The sequence below is a fragment of the Meinhardsimonia xiamenensis genome (genome assembly GCF_900102905.1).
GTDB classification, from domain to species: domain Bacteria; phylum Pseudomonadota; class Alphaproteobacteria; order Rhodobacterales; family Rhodobacteraceae; genus Meinhardsimonia; species Meinhardsimonia xiamenensis.
The window spans coordinates 348,492-374,452 of record NZ_FNFV01000001.1 but is presented as its reverse complement, the minus strand read 5'-3'; the positions used below and the strand labels follow the sequence as shown (position 1 = coordinate 374,452).

The 25,961-nt window shown below is 68.3% G+C and carries 31 protein-coding genes and 1 tRNA gene; 20 read left to right on the top strand and 12 right to left on the bottom strand.

Features of this window, described 5'->3' with window-relative positions; all coding sequences use genetic code 11:
* Nucleotide 1: 1 nt before the first annotated feature.
* From BLQ14_RS01815 to BLQ14_RS01805, 3 genes are all read right to left on the bottom strand, one after another.
* The gene (locus tag BLQ14_RS01815) at nt 2-1,582 is read right to left on the bottom strand and encodes a gamma-glutamyltransferase family protein (protein ID WP_092497580.1); all 1,581 of its coding nucleotides are present in this window, start codon (nt 1,580-1,582) and stop codon (nt 2-4) included.
* Between the two features lie 83 nt (nt 1,583-1,665).
* Nucleotides 1,666-2,370 carry a winged helix-turn-helix domain-containing protein gene (locus BLQ14_RS01810; protein ID WP_092497578.1) on the bottom strand — a complete coding sequence of 235 codons (705 nt, stop codon included), beginning with the start codon at nt 2,368-2,370 and terminating at the stop codon, nt 1,666-1,668.
* 12 nt (nt 2,371-2,382) lie between these two features.
* Complete coding sequence (locus tag BLQ14_RS01805; RefSeq protein WP_092498306.1) at nt 2,383-2,616, bottom strand: hypothetical protein; 234 nt, start codon at nt 2,614-2,616, stop codon at nt 2,383-2,385.
* A gap of 244 nt (nt 2,617-2,860) precedes the next feature.
* Between BLQ14_RS01805 and BLQ14_RS01800 the strand changes: the two genes are divergently transcribed.
* From BLQ14_RS01800 to BLQ14_RS01790, 3 genes are all read left to right on the top strand, one after another.
* A complete protein-coding gene (locus BLQ14_RS01800; RefSeq protein ID WP_092497576.1) occupies nt 2,861-3,202 on the top strand; it encodes a hypothetical protein in 342 nt (113 codons plus the stop codon).
* 92 nt (nt 3,203-3,294) lie between these two features.
* Nucleotides 3,295-3,921 (top strand): ribonuclease HII, encoded by a 627-nt coding sequence (locus BLQ14_RS01795; protein ID WP_245656845.1) that lies wholly within the window; start codon nt 3,295-3,297, stop codon nt 3,919-3,921.
* Nucleotides 3,922-4,012: 91 nt separating this feature from the next.
* Nucleotides 4,013-5,110 carry a site-specific DNA-methyltransferase gene (locus BLQ14_RS01790; protein WP_092497572.1) on the top strand — a complete coding sequence of 366 codons (1,098 nt, stop codon included), beginning with the start codon at nt 4,013-4,015 and terminating at the stop codon, nt 5,108-5,110.
* Between the two features lie 141 nt (nt 5,111-5,251).
* Here BLQ14_RS01790 and cobO read toward each other — a convergent pair whose 3' ends face one another.
* The 3 genes from cobO to BLQ14_RS01775 form a co-directional block, all read right to left on the bottom strand.
* The gene (cobO, locus tag BLQ14_RS01785) at nt 5,252-5,860 is read right to left on the bottom strand and encodes a cob(I)yrinic acid a,c-diamide adenosyltransferase (protein ID WP_092497570.1); all 609 of its coding nucleotides are present in this window, start codon (nt 5,858-5,860) and stop codon (nt 5,252-5,254) included.
* A gap of 68 nt (nt 5,861-5,928) precedes the next feature.
* The gene (locus BLQ14_RS01780; protein WP_092497568.1) at nt 5,929-6,660 is read right to left on the bottom strand and encodes an LrgB family protein; all 732 of its coding nucleotides are present in this window, start codon (nt 6,658-6,660) and stop codon (nt 5,929-5,931) included.
* Nucleotides 6,657-7,025 (bottom strand): CidA/LrgA family protein, encoded by a 369-nt coding sequence (locus BLQ14_RS01775; RefSeq protein WP_092497566.1) that lies wholly within the window; start codon nt 7,023-7,025, stop codon nt 6,657-6,659. Before BLQ14_RS01775 ends, BLQ14_RS01780 begins: the two co-directional genes overlap by 4 nt.
* Before the next feature lie 126 nt (nt 7,026-7,151).
* Between BLQ14_RS01775 and BLQ14_RS01770 the strand changes: the two genes are divergently transcribed.
* The 3 genes from BLQ14_RS01770 (at nt 7,152) to BLQ14_RS01760 (ending at nt 9,788) form a co-directional block, all read left to right on the top strand.
* Nucleotides 7,152-7,937, top strand: coding sequence for a putative nucleotide-diphospho-sugar transferase (locus BLQ14_RS01770; protein WP_092497564.1), 786 nt, complete (start codon nt 7,152-7,154; stop codon nt 7,935-7,937).
* Between the two features lie 70 nt (nt 7,938-8,007).
* A complete protein-coding gene (locus BLQ14_RS01765) occupies nt 8,008-8,895 on the top strand; it encodes a LysR family transcriptional regulator (protein WP_092497562.1) in 888 nt (295 codons plus the stop codon).
* Nucleotides 8,895-9,788 (top strand): DMT family transporter, encoded by an 894-nt coding sequence (locus BLQ14_RS01760; protein WP_092497560.1) that lies wholly within the window; start codon nt 8,895-8,897, stop codon nt 9,786-9,788. Before BLQ14_RS01765 ends, BLQ14_RS01760 begins: the two co-directional genes overlap by 1 nt.
* Here the strand turns inward: BLQ14_RS01760 and BLQ14_RS01755 are convergent.
* Nucleotides 9,782-10,129 carry an ArsR/SmtB family transcription factor gene (locus BLQ14_RS01755; protein WP_092498304.1) on the bottom strand — a complete coding sequence of 116 codons (348 nt, stop codon included), beginning with the start codon at nt 10,127-10,129 and terminating at the stop codon, nt 9,782-9,784. The genes BLQ14_RS01760 and BLQ14_RS01755 overlap by 7 nt on opposite strands.
* 217 nt (nt 10,130-10,346) lie before the next feature.
* Between BLQ14_RS01755 and BLQ14_RS01750 the strand changes: the two genes are divergently transcribed.
* The 5 genes from BLQ14_RS01750 (at nt 10,347) to BLQ14_RS01730 (ending at nt 12,921) form a co-directional block, all read left to right on the top strand.
* Complete coding sequence (locus BLQ14_RS01750; RefSeq protein WP_092497558.1) at nt 10,347-10,676, top strand: AtpZ/AtpI family protein; 330 nt, start codon at nt 10,347-10,349, stop codon at nt 10,674-10,676.
* Between the two features lie 39 nt (nt 10,677-10,715).
* Nucleotides 10,716-11,423, top strand: coding sequence for a F0F1 ATP synthase subunit A (locus tag BLQ14_RS01745; protein WP_092497556.1), 708 nt, complete (start codon nt 10,716-10,718; stop codon nt 11,421-11,423).
* A 55-nt stretch (nt 11,424-11,478) separates the two neighbouring features.
* Entirely contained in the window at nt 11,479-11,715 is a 237-nt protein-coding gene (locus tag BLQ14_RS01740; RefSeq protein ID WP_092497554.1) for a F0F1 ATP synthase subunit C, read from the top strand.
* A 76-nt stretch (nt 11,716-11,791) separates the two neighbouring features.
* Nucleotides 11,792-12,367 (top strand): F0F1 ATP synthase subunit B', encoded by a 576-nt coding sequence (locus BLQ14_RS01735; RefSeq protein ID WP_092497552.1) that lies wholly within the window; start codon nt 11,792-11,794, stop codon nt 12,365-12,367.
* Nucleotides 12,364-12,921: a F0F1 ATP synthase subunit B gene (locus tag BLQ14_RS01730; protein ID WP_092497550.1), complete on the top strand. Its 558-nt coding sequence runs from the start codon at nt 12,364-12,366 to the stop codon at nt 12,919-12,921. The genes BLQ14_RS01735 and BLQ14_RS01730 overlap by 4 nt, the downstream gene beginning before the upstream one ends.
* A 108-nt stretch (nt 12,922-13,029) precedes the next feature.
* Here the strand turns inward: BLQ14_RS01730 and BLQ14_RS01725 are convergent, their stop codons facing one another.
* From BLQ14_RS01725 to dapF, 3 genes are read right to left on the bottom strand one after another with little or no spacing between them, the layout of a single operon-like run.
* Nucleotides 13,030-13,650 carry an FMN-binding negative transcriptional regulator gene (locus tag BLQ14_RS01725; RefSeq protein ID WP_092497548.1) on the bottom strand — a complete coding sequence of 207 codons (621 nt, stop codon included), beginning with the start codon at nt 13,648-13,650 and terminating at the stop codon, nt 13,030-13,032.
* Nucleotides 13,651-13,653: 3 nt separating this feature from the next.
* A complete protein-coding gene (mtaB, locus tag BLQ14_RS01720; RefSeq protein WP_092497546.1) occupies nt 13,654-14,907 on the bottom strand; it encodes a tRNA (N(6)-L-threonylcarbamoyladenosine(37)-C(2))-methylthiotransferase MtaB in 1,254 nt (417 codons plus the stop codon).
* Nucleotides 14,904-15,743, bottom strand: coding sequence for a diaminopimelate epimerase (dapF, locus tag BLQ14_RS01715; protein ID WP_092497544.1), 840 nt, complete (start codon nt 15,741-15,743; stop codon nt 14,904-14,906). The genes mtaB and dapF overlap by 4 nt, the downstream gene beginning before the upstream one ends.
* A gap of 139 nt (nt 15,744-15,882) precedes the next feature.
* Between dapF and BLQ14_RS01710 the strand changes: the two genes are divergently transcribed.
* A tRNA-Lys gene (locus BLQ14_RS01710) sits at nt 15,883-15,958 on the top strand.
* Between the two features lie 60 nt (nt 15,959-16,018).
* Here the strand turns inward: BLQ14_RS01710 and BLQ14_RS01705 are convergent.
* Nucleotides 16,019-16,453, bottom strand: coding sequence for a MarR family winged helix-turn-helix transcriptional regulator (locus BLQ14_RS01705; RefSeq protein ID WP_092497542.1), 435 nt, complete (start codon nt 16,451-16,453; stop codon nt 16,019-16,021).
* Nucleotides 16,454-16,529: 76 nt separating this feature from the next.
* Here BLQ14_RS01705 and BLQ14_RS01700 point away from each other — a divergent pair, with 76 nt between their 5' ends.
* The 8 genes from BLQ14_RS01700 to BLQ14_RS01665 all read left to right on the top strand — a co-directional run bounded on the left by BLQ14_RS01700 (nt 16,530) and on the right by BLQ14_RS01665 (nt 25,485).
* Nucleotides 16,530-17,564, top strand: coding sequence for a 2,5-dihydroxypyridine 5,6-dioxygenase NicX family protein (locus tag BLQ14_RS01700; RefSeq protein WP_092497540.1), 1,035 nt, complete (start codon nt 16,530-16,532; stop codon nt 17,562-17,564).
* On the top strand, nt 17,561-18,364 hold the full coding sequence (locus BLQ14_RS01695) for an alpha/beta fold hydrolase (RefSeq protein ID WP_092497538.1): 804 nt from the start codon (nt 17,561-17,563) through the stop codon (nt 18,362-18,364). The genes BLQ14_RS01700 and BLQ14_RS01695 overlap by 4 nt, the downstream gene beginning before the upstream one ends.
* A gap of 186 nt (nt 18,365-18,550) precedes the next feature.
* Nucleotides 18,551-19,801, top strand: coding sequence for an acyl-CoA dehydrogenase family protein (locus BLQ14_RS01690; RefSeq protein WP_092497536.1), 1,251 nt, complete (start codon nt 18,551-18,553; stop codon nt 19,799-19,801).
* Nucleotides 19,791-21,272: a class I adenylate-forming enzyme family protein gene (locus tag BLQ14_RS01685; protein ID WP_092497534.1), complete on the top strand. Its 1,482-nt coding sequence runs from the start codon at nt 19,791-19,793 to the stop codon at nt 21,270-21,272. Before BLQ14_RS01690 ends, BLQ14_RS01685 begins: the two co-directional genes overlap by 11 nt.
* A 152-nt stretch (nt 21,273-21,424) precedes the next feature.
* Nucleotides 21,425-22,438, top strand: a complete 1,014-nt coding sequence (locus BLQ14_RS01680) for a TRAP transporter substrate-binding protein (protein WP_092497532.1) — start codon at nt 21,425-21,427, stop codon at nt 22,436-22,438.
* A gap of 66 nt (nt 22,439-22,504) precedes the next feature.
* Entirely contained in the window at nt 22,505-23,044 is a 540-nt protein-coding gene (locus tag BLQ14_RS01675) for a TRAP transporter small permease (protein WP_092497530.1), read from the top strand.
* Complete coding sequence (locus tag BLQ14_RS01670; RefSeq protein ID WP_092497528.1) at nt 23,044-24,360, top strand: TRAP transporter large permease; 1,317 nt, start codon at nt 23,044-23,046, stop codon at nt 24,358-24,360. The genes BLQ14_RS01675 and BLQ14_RS01670 overlap by 1 nt, the downstream gene beginning before the upstream one ends.
* A gap of 102 nt (nt 24,361-24,462) precedes the next feature.
* Complete coding sequence (locus BLQ14_RS01665) at nt 24,463-25,485, top strand: aspartate-semialdehyde dehydrogenase (protein WP_092497526.1); 1,023 nt, start codon at nt 24,463-24,465, stop codon at nt 25,483-25,485.
* Here BLQ14_RS01665 and BLQ14_RS01660 read toward each other — a convergent pair.
* Complete coding sequence (locus BLQ14_RS01660; RefSeq protein ID WP_245656843.1) at nt 25,430-25,924, bottom strand: hypothetical protein; 495 nt, start codon at nt 25,922-25,924, stop codon at nt 25,430-25,432. The genes BLQ14_RS01665 and BLQ14_RS01660 overlap by 56 nt on opposite strands.
* Between the last annotated feature and the right edge of the window lie 37 nt (nt 25,925-25,961).

The window sequence follows — 25,961 nt, the reverse complement described above, 5'->3', positions numbered from 1 at the left end:
CTCAGTAGCCGAGCGCGCAGCCGTCCTTGCGCGGGTCCGAAGCGCCTTCGAGCACGCCCAGATCGCGGCGAATGCGAATCGCCTGCGCCCCGCCGATGGGCGTGCTCGGGATCGTCACGCGATGGCCCAGCGCGGCCAGCTTCTGCCGCACCGCCTCCGGGTACCCCCGCTCCACCTGCAGCTCGCCGGCATCGAAGAAGCTGCGTGGCGCGTCGATGGCCTCCTGCAGGTCCAAGCCGTAATCGACAAGATTGGTCAGAAAGCGCACGTGGCCGTTGGCCTGATAGGCCCCGCCCATCACGCCGAAGGCGATCTCGGGCCGGCCGTCGCGGGCGATCATGCCCGGGATGATCGTGTGCATCGGTCGCTTGCCGCCCGCCGCCTCGTTGGGGTGGCCCTCGATCAGGTTGAAGCCCGCGCCGCGGTTGTGAAACAGGATGCCGAAGCGCGGCGAGGCAATCCCCGAGCCGAAGCTGTGGAAGATCGAGTAGATGAGCGAGACCACCATCAGGTCACGATCGACCACGGTGATGTAGATCGTCTCCCTGTGCACCGACTCCGAAAGCGCCGCGGGGTCGGCCATGGCGCGGCCGGGGTCGATGAGTGCGGCCAGCCTTTTCGCCGTGTCCGGTGACAGCAGGTGATCGAGCCGCCGCATGTGCGCCGGGTCGGCGATGAAGCGGTTGCGCGCATCATAGGCGAGTTTCGCCGCCTCCGCCTCCAGATGGGCGCGCTCCGCGCCGAGCGGGTCGAGGCTGGCAAGGTCGAACTCGGCCATGATCCGCGCCATCAGGATCGCTGCCGCCCCCTGCCCGTTTGGCGGATGCTCGACAAGCTCGACACCGCGATAATCGCCGCGCACCGGCTCGGTGTAATCGCAGGCGGTGGCGGCGAAATCCTCCAGCGTATGCGTGCCCCCTGCCGCGCGCAGCGCCGCGACCATGTCCTCGGCGACCTCGCCGGTGTAGAAGCCGTCGCGCCCCTCGCGGGCAATGCGGCGCAGGACTTCCGCCTGCCGGGGGTGGCAAAAGCGCTCGCCCAGCTGCGGCACGCGGCCGTCCGGCAGGTAGAACTCCCGCGCCACACCCTGCAGCCGCCCCTGCGCCTCGGCCCAGTCGAACGCCACGCGCGGGGCCACCGGCACACCCTCCTCGGCATAGTGGATGGCGGGCTCGAGAATGCGGTCAAGGCCCAGGCGCCCCCAGTCGGTGCTGAGCCGGCAGAAGGCATCCACCGCGCCGGGGATGGTCACCGCATGGGGCGAGTTGTCGGGCATGGCGGTGAGCCCCTCGGCGCGCAGCGCCGCCGCCGAAAGGCCCGCGGGCGCCCGCCCCGAGCCGTTGAGCCCGATGATCCTGTCCTGCCCCGGCGGGGTGAAGAGCACGAAGCAGTCGCCGCCGAGCCCGGTCATCTGCGGCTCGCACAGCCCCAGAAGCACCGCCCCGGCAATGGCCGCATCCATCGCATTGCCGCCGGCCTGAAGAATCGAGACAGCCGTTTGCGTGGCCAGGGGATGCGAGGTGGCGCACATCCCGTTGCCGGCATAGACGAGCGATCGCCCCGGAAGCTGAAAATCCCGCATGCGCGAGCCTCCCCTGATCCGTCCTTTCCCCGCCGCCGGACGCTACGGCCGGAGACGGCGAAAGCCAAGGGCTCCCTGAAGGCTCAGACCATGCGGATCACGTCCTTGTCGATGGCGAGCATGTAGCCCTTGCGCGCGATGGTCTTGACCAGAAGCTCGCTCACGAGCTGGTTGCCGAGCGAATCGCGCAGCCGCTTGATGCGCGTGGCCCCCGACGCCTCTTCGCACTCGGACGGGTCGCGTCCCGAGATCATCGCCTCGATCTCGGCACCCGAGAGCACCTCCTCATCCATCCGCGCCTCGGCGAGCACGGCGAGCGTCTCGATGGCGGCGGGGGTGAGGGTGAACTCCATGTTGTTGAGATAGACCTTGCGCTCCTCGCGGCTGATGATGAGCGAGGAGACCTGAATGCCGCTGCGCTCGATCTCCTCCACGCGACGGTTGAGCACAACGATCATCACCAGAAACACGAGCGCAGCGATCAGAAGCGCGGTGGAGAAGATCAGCAGGATGAAGATGACGATCCGGTAGGAGGCGATGACCTCCGCGAAGGTACTGCCGGACTGGGCGAGGATCTCGAGAAGCTTGATCTCGGCATCGGAGGTCAGATCGTCGTTCTCGACGAAGATGCGCTCCACCCGGTCATTGAAGGCATTGGCGTCCGGCAGGTTGAGCAGGATCAGCGCCGCGGCCACCGCGAGGATGGCCACGATGCCAAGGATGCCGAACGCCACCACGCGGCTGGCGGTTCGGCGTGCATCGGTGGCGCTGGCATCGCTTGCGCGCACGGGTTCCTCCGCTCACTCTTCGCTGCGAACAGAGAGAATCTTGAGCAGGGTCCAGCCGCGCCCGGCCAGCAGTTTCTCGACATGTTCGCGGGCCGCTTCGGGCGTGCAGGCGCTCTGCGGGATTTCGACGATGCCGTACTCGAGGCGAAGCGGATCGTCGCGCTTGGCCTTGTATTCCACCTTGCAGCCCGCCGCCGCCGGCGCGGCCGCGAGCGTGAGGGTCAGCGTGAGGACGAGAGGTTTCATCATGGCTCCAGAGTTGCGCCAAATCGTCCTGTCATTCAATGACAGACGCCCTGCGCGGGCGCCCGTCGGCGACGTTATCGGATGACAGGTCGGCGATATTGCCTGACAGGCGCCTCCTCCCGCCACATGCGCATGGCCCGACCGCTGCGGCGCTCTGCACTGCCGGCGCCTCGGGCAAGACGACCAGACACGGAAGCGGGGGCCGCCCGCGCCCCGACGCCCACGAAAGGGAAAGGAAGAAACCATGCGCAACAGGATCATCGGGTTTGCCGCGGCCACGGCACTCGGCCTTTCGAGCTTCGCGGCCACGCCCGCGTACGCCGACCGCAACCTGCAGAATTTCCTCCTCGCCGCCGGAGCGATCATGATCGTGGCCGGCATCACGGCAAACCGGCAGAGCGAGGCACGCCACCGTCACGGGGTGGTGGTTGAGCGAACCCGCGTTGTGAGCCCGGCCCGCCATTGCGAGATGCATCGCCGCGGCATCCCGCACCGCCACCCCGGTCGTGGGGTACATGGGCACCGCCCCCACCATCACCATCATCATCGCCACCACGGGCACCACCGTCACCGCGGCGGCTGCTGAGGCGGCCCGGCCCCCGCTGCGGGCACTGAACGGCGGATTGCCGATTGCATCCGCCGGCCTGCCGGGCTTGTCTTGCGCCCATGGCGAAGAGCATGCCCGATCTTTCATTCGAGCGCGAGGCTTTCGCGCGCGGCGCCGCCTCGGTAGCCGGGGTGGACGAGGCCGGCCGTGGCCCGCTGGCCGGCCCGGTGATCGCCGCGGCCGTGCGCCTGCGGCCGCAGGCGCTCCCCGAGGGGCTCAACGATTCAAAGCAGCTCACCGCGCGCCATCGCGCGCGGCTTTTCGACCTGCTGAGCGCGGCCGCGGAGATCGGCATCGGCGAAGCCAGCGTCGAGGAGATCGACCGGCTCAACATCCTCCGGGCCAGCCACCTCGCCATGCGCCGGGCGCTCGAGGCGCTCCGCCCCGCCCCCGATCTCGCGCTCATCGACGGCAACAGCCTGCCCGACGAGCTGCCCTGCCCGGCCCGGCCAATCGTGCGTGGTGATACGCTGAGCCTGTCCATCGCTGCCGCCTCCATCGTCGCCAAGGTGACCCGCGACAGGATCATGAAGGAGCTCGCGCGCGACTTCCCAGGCTACGGCTGGGAACGCAACGCGGGCTACCCCACGCGCGAGCACCTCGCCGCCCTCAAGCGCTTGGGGCCAAGCCCACATCATAGGCGCTCCTTCCGTCCCGTGCACAACATCTTGTGTGAAGTTCAATCTCTAAGCCGCTGATTCAAAAAAGAAATTGACTGGCGAATCGGAATGACTCATCCTGTCGCCAATCAAAAAACGTGCCCCAGACGGTGCGAGGACAGAGGCAGTGATGGAACTTGTGCAAGCGAGCGGGGCGGCAACGCTTCCGCTGAACGAGATCATTTGCGGCGACTGCATCGAGGTGATGCGCGCGCTTCCCGAAGCGTCGGTTGACCTGATCTTCGCCGATCCGCCCTACAATCTGCAGCTCAAGTCGGAGCTTCACCGCCCCGACAACTCCCGCGTCGATGCGGTCGATGACGACTGGGACCGGTTCGCCAGCTTCGAGGATTACGACCGCTTCACCCGCGACTGGCTGTCGGCGGCGCGGCGCATTCTCAAGCCCAATGGCGCGATCTGGGTGATCGGCAGCTACCACAACATCTTCCGCGTCGGCGCGACGCTGCAGAGCCTCGGTTTCTGGATCCTCAACGACGTGATCTGGCGCAAGTCGAACCCGATGCCGAACTTCCGCGGCAAACGGCTGACCAACGCGCATGAAACGCTCATCTGGGCCTCGCGCGAGGAAGGCGCGAAATACACCTTCAATTACGAGGCGCTGAAGGCGCTCAACGACGGCGTGCAGATGCGTTCGGACTGGGTTCTGCCCATTTGCACGGGTCACGAGCGGCTCAAGGGCGAGGACGGCTCCAAGGCACATCCCACCCAGAAGCCGCAGGCGCTGCTGCACCGGGTGCTGGTGGCCACCACCAACCCCGGCGATGTGGTGCTTGACCCGTTCTTCGGCACCGGCACCACCGGCGCCGTGGCCAAGATGCTGGGGCGCGACTTCATCGGCATCGAGCGCGACGAGGGATACGTCAAACTCGCGCGCCGGCGCATCGCCGATGTGCGCCGGCTCGACCGCGCCGTCCTCGAGGTCTCGAGCTCGCGCCGCGCCGAGCCGCGGGTGCCCTTCGGCCAGCTGGTGGAACGCGGCCTGCTTCGCCCCGGCGAGGTGCTGGTCTCGGTCTCGGGCAAGACGGCCAAGGTGCGCGCCGACGGAACGCTGGTGGCGCAGGACGTGAAAGGCTCGATCCACCAGGTCGGCGCCGCGCTCGAGGGCGCGCCAAGCTGCAACGGCTGGACGTACTGGCACTTCCGCCGCGACGGGCAGGCGGTGCCGATCGACGTGTTGCGCCAGCAGATCCGCGCCGAGATGAACTGACGCTTTCATACCGCCGGTGCCGTCGGCTCACGGGAACCGACGGCACGAACTGACCCCGTCGGAGCGCTCCGGCGGGGCCTTTTTCTGCAGCGTCTCGCCCCGATCAGCGCAGCCGGAGCGGCCCGGTCGCCTGCGGCCGGCTCAGAACTCCACGCCCGGCTGGGCCTTCACGCCGGAGCGGAAGGGGTGCTTGACAAGCTCCATCTCGGTCACGAGATCGGCCGCCTCGATCAGCTCGGGCTTGGCATTGCGCCCGGTGAGCACGACATGGGTCATCGGCGGCTTCTCCTCGGCGAGGAAACGCAGCACCTCGGCCGTATCGAGATAGTCGTAGCGCAGCGCGATGTTGATCTCGTCGAGCAGCACCATGCGGTTTGCAGGATCACGGATGAGCTCCTTGGCCTTCTCCCACGCCGCCTGCGCCATGGCGATGTCGCGTTCACGGTTCTGCGTCTCCCAGGTGAAGCCCTCGCCCATGGTGTGGAACTGGCAGATGTCGGAGAAATGCCTCTCGATCAGGTCGCGCTCGCCGGTGGCCATGCCGCCCTTGATGAATTGCACCACCGCGCAGGGAAAGCCATGCGCGATGCAGCGGAAGATCATGCCGAAGGCGGCGGTGGACTTGCCCTTGCCCTTGCCGGTGTGGACGATGATCAGGCCCTTCTCCTCGGTCTTGGTGGCCATGATCTTCTCGCGCGCGGCCTTCTTCTTGGCCATCTTCTGGGCGTGGCGGTCGAGGTCTTCGGTCATGTCATCCTCCTTTGGGCGGGTGACTTTGGCCCTGCGCGGGCGCCGGGGCAAGGGGGAATGGGCGCGCCTCAGGGAGCGAGCAGCGCGATCAGCCACGGCGCCAGGAACGGCGCGATGAGGGCGGTGAGAAGCGCGTTGAGCCCCATGCCCACGGCCGAGAAGGCGCCGGCCGTATCCGAAACCTGAAACGCGCGCGCCGTGCCAATGCCGTGGCTCGCCACGCCAAGCGCAAAACCGCGGGCCCGGAAATCGCGGATGCCGAGCGCGTTGAAGAGCGGCGTGACCACCACCGCGCCGATGATGCCGGTGAGAATCACGAGAACCGCCGTCAGGCTCGGCGCCCCGCCTATGGCCTCTGACACGCCAATGGCCACCGGCGCGGTGGACGATTTCGGCGCCAGCGAAAGCAGCGTGGCGCGGTCGAGCCCGAAGGCCGCGCCAATGGCGAGCGCACTGGCCATCGCGGTGATCGAGCCCGCGACGAGCGCGGCGGCCATCGGCAGCGCAGCGGCCTTCAGCCGCGGCAGGTTGGCATGGAGCGGCACGGCCAGCGCCACCGTTGCCGGCCCCAGCATGAAATGGACGAATTGCGCCCCCTCGAAATAGGCGGGATAGGCCGTGCCGGTGCCCTCGAGCACCAGCGCGATGAGGATCACGGCAATGAGCACGGGGTTGAACAGCGCCCGCCGTCCCGCGGCGCGGAAGGCGTGGTCTCCGGCCAGATAGGCCAGCAGCGTCATCGTGAGCCAGAACAGCGGCTCGCGCGCGAGGTAGGACCACAGAAGCGCCGGGTCGCTCATCGCCCGCCCTCCTCCTCGGCGGCCGCGCCGATCCAGCGCGCGACGGCCAGAAAGGCGCCCACGCCGGCCAGCAGCGCGAGCACGGTCGAGCCGACGAGGGCCAGCGCGAGCCCCGCCCCCTCGCTCGTGATCCGGTCGAGATGGGCCACGACCCCCACCCCGGCAGGCACGAAAAGAAGCGACAGGTTTGCCAGAAGCACCCCTGCCGTGGGCGCCACCACCTCCCCGAGCCGGGGAGAGGCCGACAGCATCGCCAGAAGCCCAGCCATGCCGAGAACGGGGCCGGGCAGCGGCAGGCCGAGCGCACGCACCGCCAGCTCCCCGGCAAGCTGCAGCGACAGAAGAAGCGCCAGACCCGCAATCATCGAACCCTCCTCCCCGGCACCCGGCCACCGCCTCCAGCATTGCCGGGTCGCGCCGGCTTGCCAAGTCCGGGCTCGCAACCCGACGCGCCTTGTGCTCTTCTCCGCCCGCAGCAGGAGACCCGAGCGATGACGGAAGGCGCCATCTACGTTGCCACGGGCGCGGACTATCGCGAGCTTGCCCGCGCCTCGGCGCGCAGCCTGAGGCAACACAACCCGACCCTGGCCATCGATGTTTTCACCGACGCGCCCGGCGAGATGGCGGCAAGCGGCCTTTTCGACGCGGTCCACCCCGTGCCACGCCTGCACCCCCGCGCCAAGCTCGACTGCCTGCCGCTCACCCGCTTTGCGCGCACGCTCTTTCTTGACTGCGACACGCTGGTGCTGCGCCCGCTCGGGCGGCTTTTCGACATTCTCGAGCGTTTCGACCTGGCGCTTGCCCATGACGTGCGCCGGGCTTCAGCGCTGATCCGCGAGGGGCACGAGGTGGAGACACCCCATGCCTTTCCGCAGTTCAATTCGGGCGTCCTGCTCTACTGCAACAGCCCGCGCATGCTGGCCTTCCTCGCCGAATGGGCGGCGCGCTTTCACGCCGCGCCGGACCAGCCCCGCGACCAGCCGATCCTGAAGGACATGCTCTGGCAGTCGGATCTGCGCTTCCATGTCCTGCCGCCCGAATACAACCTGCGCCGCGTGACCATGCTCGACGCCTGGGAGCCGCTCGACGCCGAGCCCACCATCATCCACAGCCACCGGCTGATGGATCACATGCGCCGCCCCGGCGCGCCGCGCATCGAGACGCTCGAGGCGCTGGTCGAGGCCGAGCGCGCCGCGCTCGAGGCCGAATGGCGCGCGGCCGAGCGCCAGGGCAATGCCGCCTTCCGGCGCATCCCGCGCGGTGCGCAATCGACTTGACGTTGCCGCGCCCCTGGGCAATCCCAAGGCCGGAGCCATCAGGAGGCGCCGCGTTCGGCGCGCGACATCGATGCCCGTCGGCAACTGGGACGAGATCCGCACCGCCTATCACGTCGCCCGCGCCGGTACGGTGAGCGGCGCGGCCGAGGCGCTGGGCGTGCATCACGCCACCGTCATCCGCCACATCGACGCGCTGGAAAAGCGCCTTGGCACCAAGCTCTTCCAGCGCCACGCCCGCGGCTACACGCCCACCGAGGCAGGGCAGGAACTGCTGCGGGTGGCGCAGGCCACCGACGATCAGCTTTCCCAGCTTGTCAGCCGCATCCGCGGGCAGGGCGAGGCGATGTCGGGCGAGCTCATCGTCACCTCGCTCGCGGGCCTTGCGCCGCTGCTCACACCGGCGCTCGTGGCCTTTCAGCAGGCCCATCCCGACCTCGTGGTGCGCTTTCTCACCGACGAGCGGCTGTTCCGCCTCGAGTATGGCGAGGCGCATGTCGCCGTTCGCGCCGGGCGCGCGCCCGAGGAACCGGACAACGTCGTGCAGCCCTTCTGCCGCCTTTCTGCCGCTCTCTACGCCGCGCCGGCCTATGCCGAGGCATATGGCCTGCCCGCGAGCGAAGAGGAGCTGCCGCGTCACCGCTTCGTTGCCCACGACAATGCCAATTCCCGCGCGCCCACCGAAATGTGGCTGCGCGAGCGCGTGCCGCGCGATCAGGTGGTGTTCCGGGCGGTCGAGTCGCGCGCCCACGAGCTGGCGGTGATTGGCGGCGCGGGGCTCGGCTTCCTGCCGCGCTGGGTGGCGGAGGCACACCCCGAGCTGATCGAGGTCATGCCCCCGCGCGAGGAATGGGCGGCGCAGCTCTGGCTCGTCACCCATGTCGATCTGCATCGCAGCGCCAAGGTTCAGGCACTCACGCGGTTCCTGAAGGAGGCCGCGAAGGACTGGTACATCGCCTGATGCGCGACCGCCGTGAACAGCTTCTCGGCCACGCGGCGATGCTCGCCTTCTCGGCGCTGGTGGCGGGCTCCTTCAGCCTCGGCGCCATGGTCGCCAACGACATCGCGCCCATCGCGCTCAACGCCGCGCGCTTCGTGCTCGGCACCTTTGTCGTGGGCGCGCTCGCTGCCGCAGCGGGCAAGCTGCCGCGTGGGCTGCCCGAGGCGCCGTGGCGCTATCTGGTACTCGGCGGGCTCTTCGGCAGCTATTTCGTGCTGATGTTCGAGGGGCTGAAGACGGCGCCGCCCGTCTCGGCCGCGGCGGTGTTCACGCTCATGCCCATCGTCACCGCGCTGGCGGGCTGGCTCATCCTGCGCCAGTTCGTCACCGCGCGCATGGCGCTGGCGCTTGCCGTCGGCGCGGCGGGGGCGCTGTGGGTGATCTTCCGCGCCGACCTCTCGGCACTCGTCAACTTCCATCTCGGCAGGGGCGAGGCGATCTATTTCGTCGGCTGCGTGGCGCATGCGCTCTACACGGTGTTCCTGCGCAAGCTGAACCGCGGCGAGCCCGGTATCGTCGTCGTCTTCTACGTCATGGTCTTCGGCGCGGTGATGCTGAGCTCCCTCGGCGCGCCCGCCATTGCCGCCACCGAGTGGAGCGCGCTGCCCTCGATGGTGTGGTTCGTGATCGGCTACACCGCCATCGTCTCGGGCGCGGGCACCTTCTGGCTCTTGCAGTACGCCGCCCAGCGAATCCCCGGCGCGAAGGTGATGGCCTACAACTACCTCACGCCCTCATGGGTGATCCTTCTGGAGCTGGCGCTTGGCCACGAGATGCCACCGGCGCTCGTCTTCCCCGGCATCGCTCTCACGGTGGTTGCGCTGGTGATGCTGCTCAAGGACGAGGGTCACTGATCGCCCTCGGCCTCGGCGCCAATGCCGAGCTCGGCCTGAAGGAAGCGCTCGAAGGCATCGAGATTGACCGGCTCGAACTGCCCGAAGCCCTGCATCCACACCGAGGCCTCGCGCAGCGCATCCGGCTCGAGCTTGCACCACTTCACCCGCCCGCGCTTCTCCTGGCTGATGAGGCCCGCGCGGGTGAGAATGGCCAGATGCTTGGAGATCGCCGCAAGCGACATCTCGAAGGGCTCGGCGACATCGGTCACCGCCATGTCATCTTCAAGAAGCATGGTCAGGATCCGCCGCCGCGTCGGGTCGGCAAGCGCGGAAAACACGGCGTCGAGCTTGTTCTCCATGCGCCCCGCATAGGGCCGTGGCCGGGCATCGGTCAACCGGATGGTTGAATGTCGCTTCTCCCGCGCAGGCGGCGCGATGCAGGCGCGTGGATCCATGGCCTCACGGTTTCGCGTTATTTTTCAATATCTTGCACAGATGCGCCCTGTGCTTTTGGGATATTGACTCTGCACCGACGCATTTCTAGGGTCCGCCGCGACTGTCCTCGGGGGCGATGCGATGGGCGAGGCGGACCGTGACGAGCGGCTGAGGCGGCTCGAGGAACGCATCGAGCGGTTCAAGGCCGAGCGGGCGCCCGCGCCTTCGACATCCGAGGAACACTATTCGCAGGCCAGCCAGGGCTGGCGAATGGTGATCGAGCTGGTGACCGGTCTGATGATCGGTTTCGGCATCGGATACGGGCTTGACGTGCTTTTCGGCACCTTGCCCGTGTTCCTGGTGCTGTTTGCGTTGCTGGGCTTCGCGGCCGGGGTGCGCACGATGATGCGCACGGCCGAGGAGATCAGAAGGGATCAGGAAGCGGGCAGGCCCGCCGGTAAAGAGGATTGAGACGTGGCGGAACAGGAAGGCGGTCTGGTTTTCCACCCGATGGATCAGTTCATCGTCAAGCCGCTGTTCGGCGGCGACGAGCTGCACTGGTACACGCCCTCGAACGTGACGCTGTGGCTGGCGCTCACCGTGCTCGGCGTGTTCCTGCTTCTGGTCGCCGGCACGCGCCGCCGGGCGATCGTGCCCTCACGCACCCAGTCGGTGGCCGAGCTTGCCTATTGCCTCGTCTACAAGATGGTCGAGGACGTGACCGGCAAGGAGGGGCTGCGGTACTTCCCCTACATCATGACGCTGTTCATGTTCATCGTCTTCGCCAACTTCCTCGGCCTTCTGCCGATGGCGTTCACCACCACCTCGCACATCGCGGTGACAGCGGTTCTGGCGCTGCTCGTGTTCGTCGGCATTACCGCGCTTGGCTTCGCGCTGCACGGCATGAGCTTCCTGCGCCTGTTCTGGGTTGACGCGGCGCCGCTGCCCATTCGCCCGATCCTCGCCGTGATCGAGGTGATCTCCTATTTCGTGCGCCCGGTCAGCCACTCGATCCGACTTGCCGGCAACATGATGGCCGGACATGCCGTCATCAAGGTTTTCGCGGCCTTCGCGGCGCTTGCCGCTATCTCGCCGGTATCGATCCTGGCGATCACCGCGATCTACGCGCTGGAGACTCTCGTGGCCTTCATCCAAGCCTATGTCTTCACGATCCTCACCTGCGTCTACCTGAAGGACGCGCTGCATCCGCACCACTGAGGCGCGGTCGAGACAACCCGCAACACTGCCAATTCCAATCCAAGGAGAGACGATCATGGAAGGCGATATCGTTCAAATGGGTGCCTACATCGGTGCCGGTCTGGCCTGTACCGGCATGGGCGGTGCCGCGCTTGGTGTGGGCAACGTCGTCGGCAACTACCTCGCCGGCGCGCTGCGCAACCCCTCGGCGGCAGGCGGTCAGACCGCAACCATGTTCATCGGCATCGCGTTCTCCGAAGCGCTGGGGATCTTCTCCTTCCTCGTCGCGCTTCTGCTGATGTTCGCCGTCTGATCCTGACTGACCGACGGTATCGACCGGGCGGGCTCAGCACCCGCCCGGACGGGTTTTCGGGCACCGGGAGACAGATATGGCAAGCGAAACCGAAACCGCGGCCCACGGGACCGCTCACGGCGCGGCCGATGCCGCGCATGGCGGTGCCGAAGCGGTCGGCATGCCGCAGCTCGACTTTTCCACCTTCCCGAACCAGATCTTCTGGCTCGCCGTCGCGCTGGTGGTTCTCTACCTGATCCTCAGCCGACTCGCGCTGCCGCGCATCGCCTCGGTGCTCGCCGAGCGCTCGGGCACCATCACCGGCGATCTGGAGAAGGCCGAGGAGCTCAAGCGCAAGGCCGTGGAGGCCGAGGAAACCTATCAGAAGGCTCTGGCCGACGCCCGTGCCGAGGCCCAGCGCGTGATCGCCGAAGCCAAGGCCGAGCTGCAGCGCGAAATCGACGAGGCCACCGCCAAGGCCGATGCCGAGATCGCCGCGCGCGCGGCGGAATCGGAAAAGGCCATCGCCGAGATTCGCGCCAGCGCGCTCGAAAACGTGCGCGCCGTTGCCGAGGAGGTCGCCCGCGAGGTGGTCGCCCTGCTCGGCGGCAAGGCCGATCCGAAGGCCATTGCCGAGGCCGTGAGCGCGAAGATCGGAGGAACGCGGGCATGATCAGGTTCACCACCCTGTTTCTGGCTTTCTCCGCCGGTCCGGCGCTTGCCGCCTCGGGGCCGTTCTTCTCGCTGCGCAACACCAACTTCGTGGTGTTGCTGGCCTTCCTGCTGTTCGTGGCGGTGCTCGTCTACCTGAAGGTGCCGCAGCGCCTTGCCGGCATGCTCGACAAGCGCGCCCAGCAGATCAAGGCCGAGCTGGAGGAGGCGCGCTCCATCCGCGAGGAGGCCCAGGCAGCACTCGCCGCGCAGGAGCGCAAGCTCAAGGAGGTCTCGAGCGAGGCGGAACGGCTCATCGCTCACGCCCGCGAGGAGGCCGAGCTTGCCGCCGCGCAAGCCAAGAAGGAGCTGCAGGAGACGCTCAAGCGTCGGCTGCAGGCCGCCGAGGAGCAGATCGCTTCAGCCCAGGCCGCGGCACTCAAGGAAGTGCGCAACCGTGCCGTCGACGTGGCAATCGCGGCGGCCCGCGACGTGATCGCGGCGCAGATGACGGCGCAACAGGCCAACAAGCTGATCGACGAGGCCATCGAGACGGTGGAGAAGCGCCTCCACTGAACGGTTCGCAGCTCACGCCGCACGCACGGGGAAACCCGCGCCGGCGCGGCAAAACACCGCAACCGCCGCCTCCGGGCGGCGGTTCGTCTTTGTGCGCCCCGTTGTGGCTCACGCCCCGCCGCGGCGCATCCAGGCGGCAAGCGCGGACGTCTCCATCCCGAAGCCGCCCTGCTCCAGCCCGTCGGCGGCGGCAAGACGCGCGGCCTCCGGCTTGTTCTGCGACAGCTTCCACGTGCCCTCGACCGCTTCGACACGCAGGCGAAACGGCAGGATCATGCGCAGCATTCGCTCGAAGGCGGCCGTCGCCATCTTTGCCCGTGTCCATGCGGGCTTGGGGGCGAGACGCGCCTCGAACACGGCCGAGAGCCGATCGAGAAGCTGCGGGAGTTCCTCCTCGGGCAGTGGCTCGAGGATGCCCCTCAGATGCACGGCAATGTAGTTCCAGGTCGGAACCTGACCGTCGAGCCCGTACCAGTCCGGCGAGATGTAGCCATCCGGCCCGGAGACCGAGATCACCGCCGGCACCCCCTCCCGCGCGAGCGGCACGATGGGGTTCGACCGCACAAGATGGAGTTCCGCCACATTCCCTTCCTCATCCAGAAAGAAGGGAATGTGCGACAGAAGCGGCGCCGGCGCCGCGTTGACTGCCAGCGTCCCGAAGCCGCGCTCGCCTGCGAAGGCGACCATCGCGGCGCGCGGGACCTGCCGGAAGGCGGGGTTGGGATGCATGGCTCACACCACCAGGCGGTTGCCGTCAACGCCGCGGATGCGCGCGGTGACGATCTCACCCACGGGACGATCCTCGCCGAAGACGACCTCGGCAAACTGCTCGCTGCGCCCCAGCCGCGGCGCTTCCATCAGCACCCGCGCCTCGCGCCCCTGCTGGGCGGCAAGATAGCGCGCCGCCGCCGCCTCGCCGGCCGCGCGCAGCCGCGCCGCGCGTTCGCGGATCGCCGCGCCGGGGACCTGCGGCATGCGCGCCGCGGGCGTGCCGGGGCGCGGCGAGAAGGGAAAGACATGCAGCCAGGTCAGCCCGCACTCCTCCACGAGCGCGAGCGTGTTGCCAAACATCGCCTCGGTCTCGGTCGGAAAACCCGCGATGATGTCGGCGCCGAACACGATGTCGGGCCTGAGCCGCCGCGCCTCTTCGCAAAAGGCGATCGCATCGGCGCGGGAGTGCCGCCGCTTCATCCGCTTGAGAATGAGGTCGTCGCCGGCCTGCAGGCTCAGGTGCAGATGCGGCATCAGCCGCTCCTCCTCGGCGAGCGCGCGCATCAGCGCCGCGTCCACCTCGATCGAATCGATCGACGACAGGCGCAGCCGCGGCAGCTCCGGCACCAGCCGCAGGATGCGCGCGACCAGATCGCCCAGCCGCGGCGCGCCGGGCAGATCCGCCCCCCAGCTCGTCAGATCGACGCCGGTCAGCACCACCTCGCGGTAGCCGCGCGCTACCAGCCGGCGGATCTGCTCCACCACCACGCCCGCGGGCACCGAGCGCGAATTGCCCCGGCCATAGGGGATGATGCAGAAGGTGCAGCGGTGATCGCAGCCGTTCTGAATCTGCACATGCGCGCGTGCGCGCGTGCCGAAACCGTCGATCAGATGCCCCGCGGTCTCGGTGACCGACATGATGTCATCGACCTGCACCGGCTCGGTCTTGCCGATGAGATCAGGCGTGAGCCGCGCCCAGGTCTCGGCGCGCATCTTCTCGGCATTGCCGAGAACCACATCGACCTCCTCCATCGCCGCGAAGGTCTCCGGGTCGGTCTGGGCGGCGCAGCCGGTGACGATGATGCGGGCTTCGGGGTTCTCGCGCCGGGCGCGGCGGATCTCGGAGCGTGCCTTGCGCACCGCCTCCGCCGTGACCGCGCAAGTGTTGATGATCACGGCGTTCTCGACGCCGGCGCGCGCGGCGAGTTTCTTCATCGCCTCGGTCTCGTAGGCGTTCAGCCGGCAGCCGAAGGTGTGAAAGCGGGGCGCGCTCATGTGAGCCCCTCCAGGAACGCCGCCGTGAGCGTGCCGTCAAAGACATGCGCCGTGGGCCCGGTCATCCACACGCCGTCCTCGCGCCAGTCGATCTCGATCTCGCCCCCGTCGAGAATCACCCGCACCCGCCGGCCGGTGAGCCCGCGCCGCGCCGCGGCAACCGCCACCGCGCAGGAGGAGGAGCCCGAGGCCAGCGTGATGCCCGTGCCCCGCTCCCACACCCGCATGCGCAGCGTGTCCGGCCCGGCGAGATGCGCAAACTGCACATTGGTACGCTCGGGAAACAGCGGGTGGCGCTCGATCACAGGGCCGCGTGCGGCAAGGTCCACCGCCTCGGCATCCTCGACGAAGAAGGTGCAATGCGGGTTGCCCATGGAGGTCGCCACCGGGTCGCCCTCGATCGGCAGGTGCAGCGTGTCGGCCGCGCGCGCGAGCGGGATGTCGCGCCAGCCCGTGAGCGGCTGGCCCATGTTGACGGAGGCGAGCCCGCCGCCGGCATCCACCGCCTCGAGCACCCCGCGCCCGGTGCGCAAGGCAAGGCGGGTCTTGCCGGTCTCGTCCATCAGCCAGCGGGCGATGCAGCGGGTGGCGTTGCCGCAGGCGGCCGATTCCGAGCCGTCGGCATTGAAGAAGGTGAGCTGGGCGTCCGCCTCCTCGTCCGATTCGACCACGGCGAGCTGATCGAAGCCCACCCCCCGGTGGCGGTCGGCCAGCGCGCGCACCAGTGCCGCCGGCGGCCGCCCGCCGCCCTCGCGGCGGTCATACACCACGAAGTCGTTGCCAAGCCCGTGCATCTTCATGAACCGGGCGAACTGGGAGAGATCGGTCGCGCTCATCGCGCCGGATATAGCGCCCGCGCAGCCCCGACGCCATAGCCCCGCGTGCGAGGCCAAAACGCGCTTGACCCCTGCCGCGCTTGCCCCTAGACAGCACCCCGTGATCGCCGGGTCGCACGCGGCCGGGCGGTTGGGGGTCGGGCCGTTAGCTCAGTTGGTAGAGCAACTGACTTTTAATCAGTAGGTCGCTGGTTCGAGTCCAGCACGGCTCACCACCCCTCCACGCCCCGGGCGCAGGCCCGGGTTTTTCTTTTTCGGCGGGCCCGCGGCGGCCGTCAGGCGCTTCCGCCCTTTTCGGATAGGAGCCCGCGCAGGGTCTCTTTCAGCCGCGCCGCCGCCTCCTCGCCAAGACCGGCAAGCAGGCGCATCTCATGCGCGCGTGCCTGTGCTGCCAGCCCGGCGGCCATGTTGCGCCCCTTCTCGGTGAGCCGCACCACCACCCGCCGCCGGTCGCCCTCGGCCATGCGCCGCTTCACAAGCCCCTGCGCCTCGAGCCGCGCCACCTGCCGCGTCATGGTCGGCTGCTTGGCGAGGCAGGAGCGCGCAAGCTCCCCGATCGTCGCCGGCGAATCAGGGTAGAGCGTGGCGAGGATGCGCCAGGTCGACACGGCAACGCCCTGCCCGGCCAGCCGGGCGTGAAACTCGGCCGAGGCGCGGTGGCTGGCCTGGGCGAGAAGGTAGAGAAGATAATCATCGGTAAAGCGCGCCATGGGCCGAGAATAGCGCCGAAATATGAAATTGCATCATATGATCCTTCATGTAACGTGACCCGAGGGAGGAGGGGCCATGCTGAGCGACCGGATCGAGAGCGCCTGGATCGATGCCTTCGCGCGCGTCTTCGAGATGTGCGCGATCCGCACCAGCGAACAGGTGGTGATTCTGAGCGAGACCCAGTCGCGCGCCCTCAATGTGCATCTGGCCGAACTGGCGCTGGGGCAGATGCGCGTGCCCTTCTTCCACCTTCAGGTGCCGACACCGCCGCACCCCGCCGGCCCGATCATCCGTTCCACCGGCGCGAGCCTCGCGCTCGAGGGGCAGGCGCTGGCGGTGAAGGCGCTGGCGCAGGCCGATGTGGTCATCGACCTCACGCTCGAGGGGCTGATGCACAGCTCCCAGACGGGCGAGATCCTGCGCGGGGGCGCGCGGATCATGACCGTCTCCAACGAACACCCCGAGGCGCTGGCGCGCACCGTGCCGACGCCCGATCTGAAGGAGCGCGCGAAGGAGGCGGTGGCGCGCTGCCGGGCGGCGGAGATGATGACGGTGCGCTCGGACGCGGGCACCGACCTGCGCGTGTCGATGGATGGCGCGGCCACCGTGGGCGTGTGGGGCTGGACGGACCGGCCGGGCACGCTCGCCCATTGGCCCGGCGGCATCGTGGTGAGCTTCCCGCGCGCAGGCGCAGTGAACGGGCGGCTGCATTACCGGCCCGGCGACATCAACCTCACCTTCAAGCGCTACTTCGACTCCGCCGTCGATCTCGTGATCGAGGAAGACTACGTCACCGCCATCACCGGGCAGGGCACCGATGCGGAGCTCATGCGTGACTATCTCGCCGGTTTCGGCGAGCGCGAGGCCTATGCCGTGAGCCATGTCGGTTGGGGCTTCAACCCCGGCGCGCGCTACGAGGCGCTGACCATGTATGACAGGCGCGACACGAACGGCACCGAACTCAGGGCGGTGCCGGGAAACTTTCTCTTCTCCACCGGCGCCAATGAATTCGCGGGCCGTTTCACGCGCGGCCATTTCGACCTGCCGATGATGGGCTGCGACATCGCGCTCGACGGCAGCGCGGTGGTGCTCGGAGGGGTGCTGCAATGACCGAGACGAAGATTGCCGCGGGCATCGAATATGCCGAAGCGGGCGAAGGCCCGGCCGTCATCTGCCTGCACGGGATCGGAGGCGATACCGAGAGCTTCCGCCCCCAGCTCGAAGGTCTGGCCGGGTTTCGCGTGATCGCATGGAACATGCCGGGATACGGGGCGAGCGCGCGGGGAGAATGGCCGCCGAGCTTTCAGTCGCTTTCCGCCGCGCTTGGCCGCTTCATCGAGGCGCTGGGGCTTCAGCGCGCGCATCTCGTCGGCCACTCGATCGGGGGGATGGTGGCGCTCGAGCACGCGGTGCGCCAGCCCGATCAGGTGGCAAGCCTCACCATCATCGGCTCCACCCCCGCCTTCGGCGGGCGCGACGACAGCTTCAAGCGGGCCTTTCTCGAGGCGCGGCTGAAGCCGCTCGAGGAAGGCATGAGCATGGCCGAGATGGCCGAGGCTTCTGCCCCCGATCTCGTCGGCCCCATCGCCGATGCCGCCTGCATCGGCTCGGTGGCCGCCTCGATGGCGCGGGTGAGCGAGGAGACATGGCGTGGCATTCTCGAATGCCTCGTCACCTTCGACCGGCGCGACGCACTTGCCGCGCTCGATCTGCCCGCCTGCCTGATCGCGGGCTCGGAGGACCGCAACGCGCCTGCCCGCACCATGGAGCGGATGGCGGCGAAGACGCCGCGCGCGGAGTTCCATGTGATCGAGGGGGCGGGGCACATGATCGAGCTCGAGGCGCCCGATGAGGTGAACGCGATCATCGCGGCGTTTCTGGGGCGAGTGGAAAATGAAGAGCGCGCCTGAGGCACCTGCCTTGGGCCGGGCCTGCTCTTGGCGAGGAGGGTGCCCCCTTCTTCACTGTCCCGCCCGGGCCGTCAGGCCCAGGCAGCGCCCGCCCCGCCCCCATGGGCGGGCGCTGCCAGCGCCCACCCCGGGGCGCGCGCTGCCCTCAACTCCTGACGAAACCATCTCTTGCCAAGTGAAACCGTTATGACCGACCAGCCGATTTTCGACCCAGAGGCCTGGAAGCTCACCGACAAGCAGGCCGAACTCACCGCCCGCGCCCGCGCGCTGGCGGCGGAGAAATTCGCCCCGCGCGCGCCGAAATATGACCGCGAGGCGACCTTCCCCACCGAGAACTACCGCGACCTCGCCGAGGCCGGGCTTCTGGGCATCTGCATTCCCGAATCGGAAGGCGGGATCGGGGCGGACCTGAAGACCTACATGCTGACGGCCGCCGAGATCGGGCGCTATTGCGGGGCCACCGCGCTGACCTTCAACATGCATGTCTCCTCGTGTTTGTGGACGGGCGATCTGCTCGACAAGCTCGACCTCGACCCCGAGACGCGCGCCCGCCACCACGCGATGCGGCGCATCCACTACCGGCGCGTCCTCGAGGAGGGCGCGATCTACGCCCAGCCCTTCTCCGAAGGCGGCGCGGCGGCGGCGGGCTTCAAGGCCTTCGGCACCACCGCGCTGAAGGTCGATGGCGGCTGGCGGGTGACGGGCAAGAAGATCTTCGCCTCGCTTGCCGGACACGCCGACTATTACGGCGTGCTCTGCACCGCGCTGCATTCGCCCGACGAGGAGCCTTCGCGGCGCAACACCATGTATCTCGCCGTGCCCGCAACGGCCGAGGGCGTGAAGGTGGTGGGCGACTGGGATCCGTTGGGCATGCGCGGCACCGTCTCGCGCAACCTTCTCTTCGAGGATGTCTTCGTGCCCGACGAGGCGCAGCTGATGCCCGAGGGCGTCTATGCCGCCGCCGCGAGCCGCTGGCCGCACATGTTCATGACGCTGACGCCAACCTACATGGGGCTGGCCCAGGCCGCCTATGACTTCACCGTCGCCTATCTCAGGGGCGAGGTGCCGGGGATGCCGCCTGTGAAGCGGCGGATGTATCCCACCAAGCAGCTTGCCGTCGCCCAGATGCGGGTGATGCTGGAGGCGACGAAGGCGGTTTGGTTTCAGGCCATCTCCGAGGCGCGGCCCGACCCCTCGAAGGACAGCCTGATGCGTGCCTGGTCGGCGCAATACATGGTGATGGAGAACGCCAACGAGATCGCCCAGCTTGCCATCCGCACCTGCGGCGGGCAGTCGATGCTGAGGAGCCTGCCGCTCGAACGGCTCTACCGCGACAGCCGCTGCGGCTCGCTCATGCTGCCCTGGACGGCGGAGCTCTGCCTCGACAAGCTGGGGCGCGAGGCGCTCTACGAGCCGGGCGAGACGGATGACGATTGACCGCTGGATCGCTGAAAAAGCCGCCGCACAGCCTGAGAAGCCTGCGCTGATCTTCGAGGGCGCGGCGCTGAACTACGGCGATGTCGCAGGCGAGATCGACGCGCGGGCAGAGGCGCTGAGGCGCGCGGGCGTCGGGCGCGGCGACCGGGTGGCGTGGTATGGGCTCAACGCGCCCGAGGTGTTCATCCTGCTCTTCGCCTGCGCCCGGCTGGGCGCGATGCTGGTGCCTTTGAACTGGCGGCTCGCCGAGGGCGAGATCGCGCAGATCGTGGAAAGCTGCGATCCGACGCTGGTGATCCATGACGAGGACTTCGCCGGTGCCGCGCGCCACCTTTCCGGCCGCCGCGTGGTGGCCGCGGGCGCGCCCCTGCCGGAAGGCAGGCCCGCGAAAGCCGAGGCGGCGGGCGAGGACGACCCGCTTCTGATCGTCTACACATCCGGCTCCACCGGCCGGCCCAAGGGCGCGGTGCTCACCCAGGCCGCGCTTGTCGCCAATGCGGCGATGAGCGTCGAGGCGCACGCCATGACCCCTGACGACACGGTGCTGAACGTGCTGCCGCTCTTCCATGTGGGCGGGCTCAACATCCTCTGCACGCCGGCCTTTTCCATCGGCGCGACCGTGGAGCTGCACCGGCGCTTCGAGCCGGCGGCGATGGCGCAGGCGCTCGCCCGCGTCGATCTCGCCATCACCGTGCCGACGGTGCTGCAGGCGGTGATGGAAACGCCCCAGTGGGCGGCGGCTGACCTCTCACGCCTGCGCGCCATCTCCATCGGCTCGACGGATGTGCCGGTGCCGCTGATCGAGGCGGTGCACGCCCGAGGCGTGCCGGTGATCCAGATCTACGGCGCAACCGAAACAGCGCCCTTCGCCATCTACCAGCGGGTGGAAGAGGCCCATGCGACGGTGGGCTCCATTGGCCGGGCGGGCTCGGCCTGCGAGATCCGGCTGGTCAAGGGCGACGGAAGCGACGCCGGCCCCGGCGAGTCGGGCGAGATCTGGGTGAAGGGGCCGAACACGCTTATCGAATACTGGCGCGCGCCGGAGGAAACCGCGGCGGCGATGCGCGACGGCTGGTTTCGCACCGGCGATGTGGCGAGGCGCGACGAGAACGGCCTTTACTGGTTTCGCGACCGGATCAAGCATGTGATCATCTCCGGCGGCGAAAACATCTACCCCGCCGAGATCGAGCGGGTGCTGCGCGACCATCCGGGCATCCGCGAGGTGGCCGTGGTCGGCCGACCGGACGCGAAATGGGGCGAGGTGCCGGTTGCCGTGGTGGTGCGCGCCGACCCCGCGCTCACGCCCGAATCGGTGCTCGGCCATCTCGAAGGGCGCATCGCCCGCTACAAGCGGCCGCGCGTGGTCGTGTTCGTCGAGGCACTGCCCCGCAACGCCATGGGCAAGGTCGTCGCCGCGGAAGTGCGGAGAATGATCGCTTCCATGCACGCCGGCGAGAATGCCGAGACTTGATTTTGACCGGCCGTTCGGTCAATCAATTTGCAGGGAGAATTTTCCGTGCTCCTGCCGCCCGGCTTCGTGCTAGGCAGGGGGAGCGGGAGGCCCCGGCAGCCGGTCGCCGGGAGGAGGCGGCAGGCAGTCGCAACGGAAACTTGGGAGGACTCATGAAACATCTGGTCAAGACACTGGTCGTATCCGCCGCGCTGGCCGTGACGACGCTGGCCGCGCAGGCGGCCGAGAAGACGCTCATCATCTCGTCCTGGGCGCCGCCTACGCATGGGGTCAACGCGATCCTCTGGCCGAAGCTCATCGAGGAGATCGAGAAGGCGACCGACGGCCGCGTGACCGCCGAGATCAAATACGGCCTCGCCGCGCCCCCGGCGCAGTTCGACCTCATCCTCGACGGCGCGGCCGACATCACCTGGATCTTCCACGGCTACAACCCCGGCCGTTTCGTCGCCACCAAGCTCATCGAGCTTCCCGGATACGAGGGCAACGCCGAGGCGGCATCGGTTGCCTACTGGCGCGCCCATGAGAAGTTTCTCGCCCCCGCCGACGAACACCGGGGCGTGAAGCTGATCGCCCTGATGACGCATGGCCCGGGCCTTCTGCACTCCGCCGAAAAGGTCACGCGGCTTGACCAGATCTCGGGCATGAAGCTGCGGCTTGGCGGCGGCGTGTCGGGCGACGTTGGCGCGGCGCTCGGCGCCACCGGCATCCGCGTGCCCGCGCCCAAGGTCTACGAGACGCTCGCCTCGAAGGCCGCCGATGGCGTGATGATGCCGATGGAAGGCAAGAAGAGCTTCAAGCTCTACGAGGTCGCTCCCCACACCTACACCGTGCCGGGCGGCTTCTACCGCGGCTCCTTCGCCATCATCATGAACCAGGACACCTTCGAGGGGCTCTCCGATGAGGACAAGGCCGCTCTCGAGGGTGTCTTCGGCGAGCATCTGTCGCGCATCGCCGGCGCGATGTGGGATCAGATCGATGCAGAGGGGCTGGAGACGCTGAAGTCCACGCCGGGCAACACCCTCAACGAGGCCACGCCCGAGGATGCGGCAAAGTGGCAGGAGCTGACCGGCCCGATCATCGAGAAGGTGCTGGCCGAGGTCGCCGCCCAGGGGATCGACGCCAAGGCGGCGCGCGATTTCATTGCCGAGACGATGGCCAACTACTGAACCATCGCCAAGGACGTGACCGTCCGGGGCCCTCCGGGGCCCCGGTTGCCTGAGGGAGCGGGGAAAATGAGCGAGGGAGAAAAGGCAACCGCAACGGCCGGCGGCCAGCGCAGGATCATCCCGCGCAGCTTCTGGGGCTGGGCCGAGGCGCTGCCGAACTGGCTGGCGGCGCTCGCCCTGTTCGTGCTGATGACGATGACCTTCTTCGATGTCATCCTCCGCAGCGCGCTCAGCAACCCCATCGAGTCGGCCACCGAGCTCACCCGCATCTTCATGGCGATCATCGTGTTCGCGAGTCTGCCCTCCGTCACCTGGCGGGGCGGGCATATTGTGGTGGACCTGATGGATCCGTTCTTCACGCGCCGGGCCGCGCGGCTGCGTGACACCCTCATCGACCTCATCTGCGGGCTGGCGCTCCTGTGGCCGGCCTGGCGGGTGTGGGAGCTTGCCGAGCGCGCCCGCAGCTATGGCGACACGACCGAATACCTGCACTTTCCGAAGTTCATCACCGGCTGGTTCATCGCCGCCTTCTGTCTCGTCACCGCTGGCGTGTTCCTTGCGCGCGGCGTCATGCGCGTCGTCGCCCCCTCGAAGGTGCCTTCCTGATGCTGGAGTCGATCATCGGCCTTGGCGCCGTTCTGGTCCTGGTGTTCCTGCGCATGCCCATCGCCATTGCCATGGGGCTTGTGGGCTTCATCGGCTACATGGAGCTGCGCGGCTTCCGCGCCTCGATTTCCATGCTCGGGCGGCTGATCATCGACACCGCGCAGGACTACGGGCTTTCGGTGGTGCCGCTCTTCATCCTGATGGGCCTCTTCGTCAGCCGCGGCGGGCTGGCGGGCGAGCTCTACCGCGCCTCCTACGCCTTTCTGGGGCATATGCGCGGCGGGCTTGCCATGGCCACCATCGTCGCCTGCGCGGGCTTCTCGGCGATCTGCGGCTCGTCGCTGGCGACCGCCGCCACCATGTCGAAGGTGGCGATGCCCGAGATGCGCCGCTTCGGCTACAAGGACCGCCTCTCGACCGCCTCGATCGCCGCGGGCGGCACGCTGGGCATTCTCATCCCGCCTTCCGTGATTCTCGTCATCTACGGGCTGCTGACGGAGACCTCCATCGGCAAGCTCTTCATCGCCGGCATCGTGCCGGGGGTGCTGGGGGTTCTGCTCTACCTCGTTGCGGTGCGCTTCACGGTGATGCGTGACCCCGAGGCAGGGCCCGCGGGCGAGCGCACGCCGCTGGCCGGCCGGCTGGCGGCGCTGAGGGAAGTCTGGGCGGTGCTGCTCCTCTTCTTCCTCGTCATCGGCGGGCTCTACGGCGTGCTCAATGTCTGGCCGATCAACCTCACCTTCTCGCCCACCGAGGCGGCGGGGATGGGCGCGGCCGGTGCCTTCCTGATCGCGCTGTCGCGCGGCTCGCTGGATTTTCGCACGATCGTGCAGGTGCTGATCGAGACCGCCCAGACCACCGCGGCCCTCTTCGCGGTGCTCATCGGGGCCTGGGCGTTTTCCAACTTCGTCAATCTCGCGGGGCTGCCCGAGGGGCTGAAGGCCATGGTCACCAGCGCCGGGCTCTCGCCGATGACGGTCATGCTGATGATCCTGCTCATCTACGTGATTCTCGGCTGCGTCTTCGAAAGCCTGTCGATGCTGCTTCTGACCGTGCCGATCTTCTTTCCGCTGGTCACGGGGCTTGGCTTCGATCCGGTCTGGTTCGGCATCGTCGTGGTGGTGGTCACCGAGATCAGCCTGATCACCCCGCCGGTGGGGCTCAACGTCTTCGTGCTGAAGGGCGTGGTGGGCGATGTCTCGACCGCGACGATCTTCAGGGGCGTCACCCCCTTCTGGATCGTCGACATCATCCGGCTCGCGCTTCTGGTGCTGATACCCTCGCTGGTGCTCTACCTGCCCAACAGCATGTGGTGAGGGGGCGCGTCCGGCCCCCTTGCGACGGCACACACCCCTTTTCCCCGCGCCCGCGCTGCGATAGAAGCCCGCGTCCGCAGCTTGAAGAACCGGGAGAGCCGCATGGGCTATCGAGTCGTCGTCGCCGGCGCCACGGGCAACGTGGGCCGGGAAATGCTGAACATCCTGGCCGAGCGCCAGTTCCCCGTTGACGAGATCGCCGCGCTTGCCTCGCGCCGCTCACTCGGCACCGAGGTGAGCTTCGGCGACAAGACGCTGAAGACCCAGGACATCGAGCAGTTCGACTTCATCGGCTGGGACATCGCGCTTTTCGCCATCGGCTCGGAGGCGACGAAGACCTACGCACCGCGGGCGGCCAAGGCCGGCTGCGTGGTGATCGACAACTCCTCGCTCTACCGTTACGACCCCGACGTGCCGCTGATCGTGCCCGAGGTGAACGCCGATGCGATCGAGGGCTATGCGAAGAAGAACATCATCGCCAACCCCAACTGCTCCACCGCGCAGATGGTGGTGGCGCTGAAGCCGCTCCATGACCGCGCGCGGATCAGGCGCGTGGTGGTTTCCACCTACCAGTCGGTCTCGGGCGCGGGCAAGGAAGCGATGGACGAGCTGTGGGAGCAGACCAAGGCGATCTACAATCCGACCGCGAGCGTGCCGCCCAAGGTCTTCCCCAAGCAGATCGCCTTCAACGTGATCCCGCACATCGATGTCTTCCTCGACTCCGGCGAGACCAAGGAGGAGTGGAAAATGGTGGCCGAGACCAAGAAGATTCTCGACCCCGCCATCAAGGTCACGGCCACCTGCGTGCGGGTGCCGGTGTTCGTGGGCCATTCGGAGGCGATCAACATCGAGTTCGAGGAAAATCTCGACGAGGACGAGGCGCGCGACATCCTGCGCGAGGCGCCGGGTATCATGGTCGTCGACAAGCGCGAGCCCGGCGGCTACATCACGCCGGTGGAATGCGTGGGCGACTTCGCCACCTACATCAGCCGCATCCGGCAGGATCCCACCATCGACAACGGGCTGAACTTGTGGTGCGTGTCCGACAACCTGCGCAAGGGCGCGGCCCTCAACGCGGTGCAGATCGCCGAGCTTCTGGGCAACCGGGTGCTGAAGAAGGGCTGAGCGCCGGCTTCTGCCCGAGCATCCGCGCCGCCAGCCCGCGATGGGCATGGCCGGGGAAGGGCGCGCCGAGGCGGCGCATCAGCGCGCTGTAGCTGAAGCCGAGCTCCGAGGCCTTGCACAGCCGGTCTCCTTCCGGCCAGCGGTGCAGCGCAAGCCCGCCACCGGCCTCGCGCAGCTCATAGCCCTTGGCCCGGAGCCGCGCCTGCAGCTCCCGCCAACCGGGGGCATGGGCGAGATCATCGGCGAGCCGCGCCCGCAAGGGCGCGAGGAGCCGCTCATCCGCCCTCACGGGCGGCTTCGCGCGGGCGCGCCGCGCGATCTCGCGGTCAATGAGCCGGCGCAGGATCTGCCCCGGCGAAACATCCTCCTCGGCCGCCATCCTCTCCAGCGCCGCGCGCATCTCGCGCGGCAGCCGGAAACTCGCGCGTTCCATCTCCATGTCCCGAGCCTCGCCCGGCCATGGTTGAGAAAGGGTG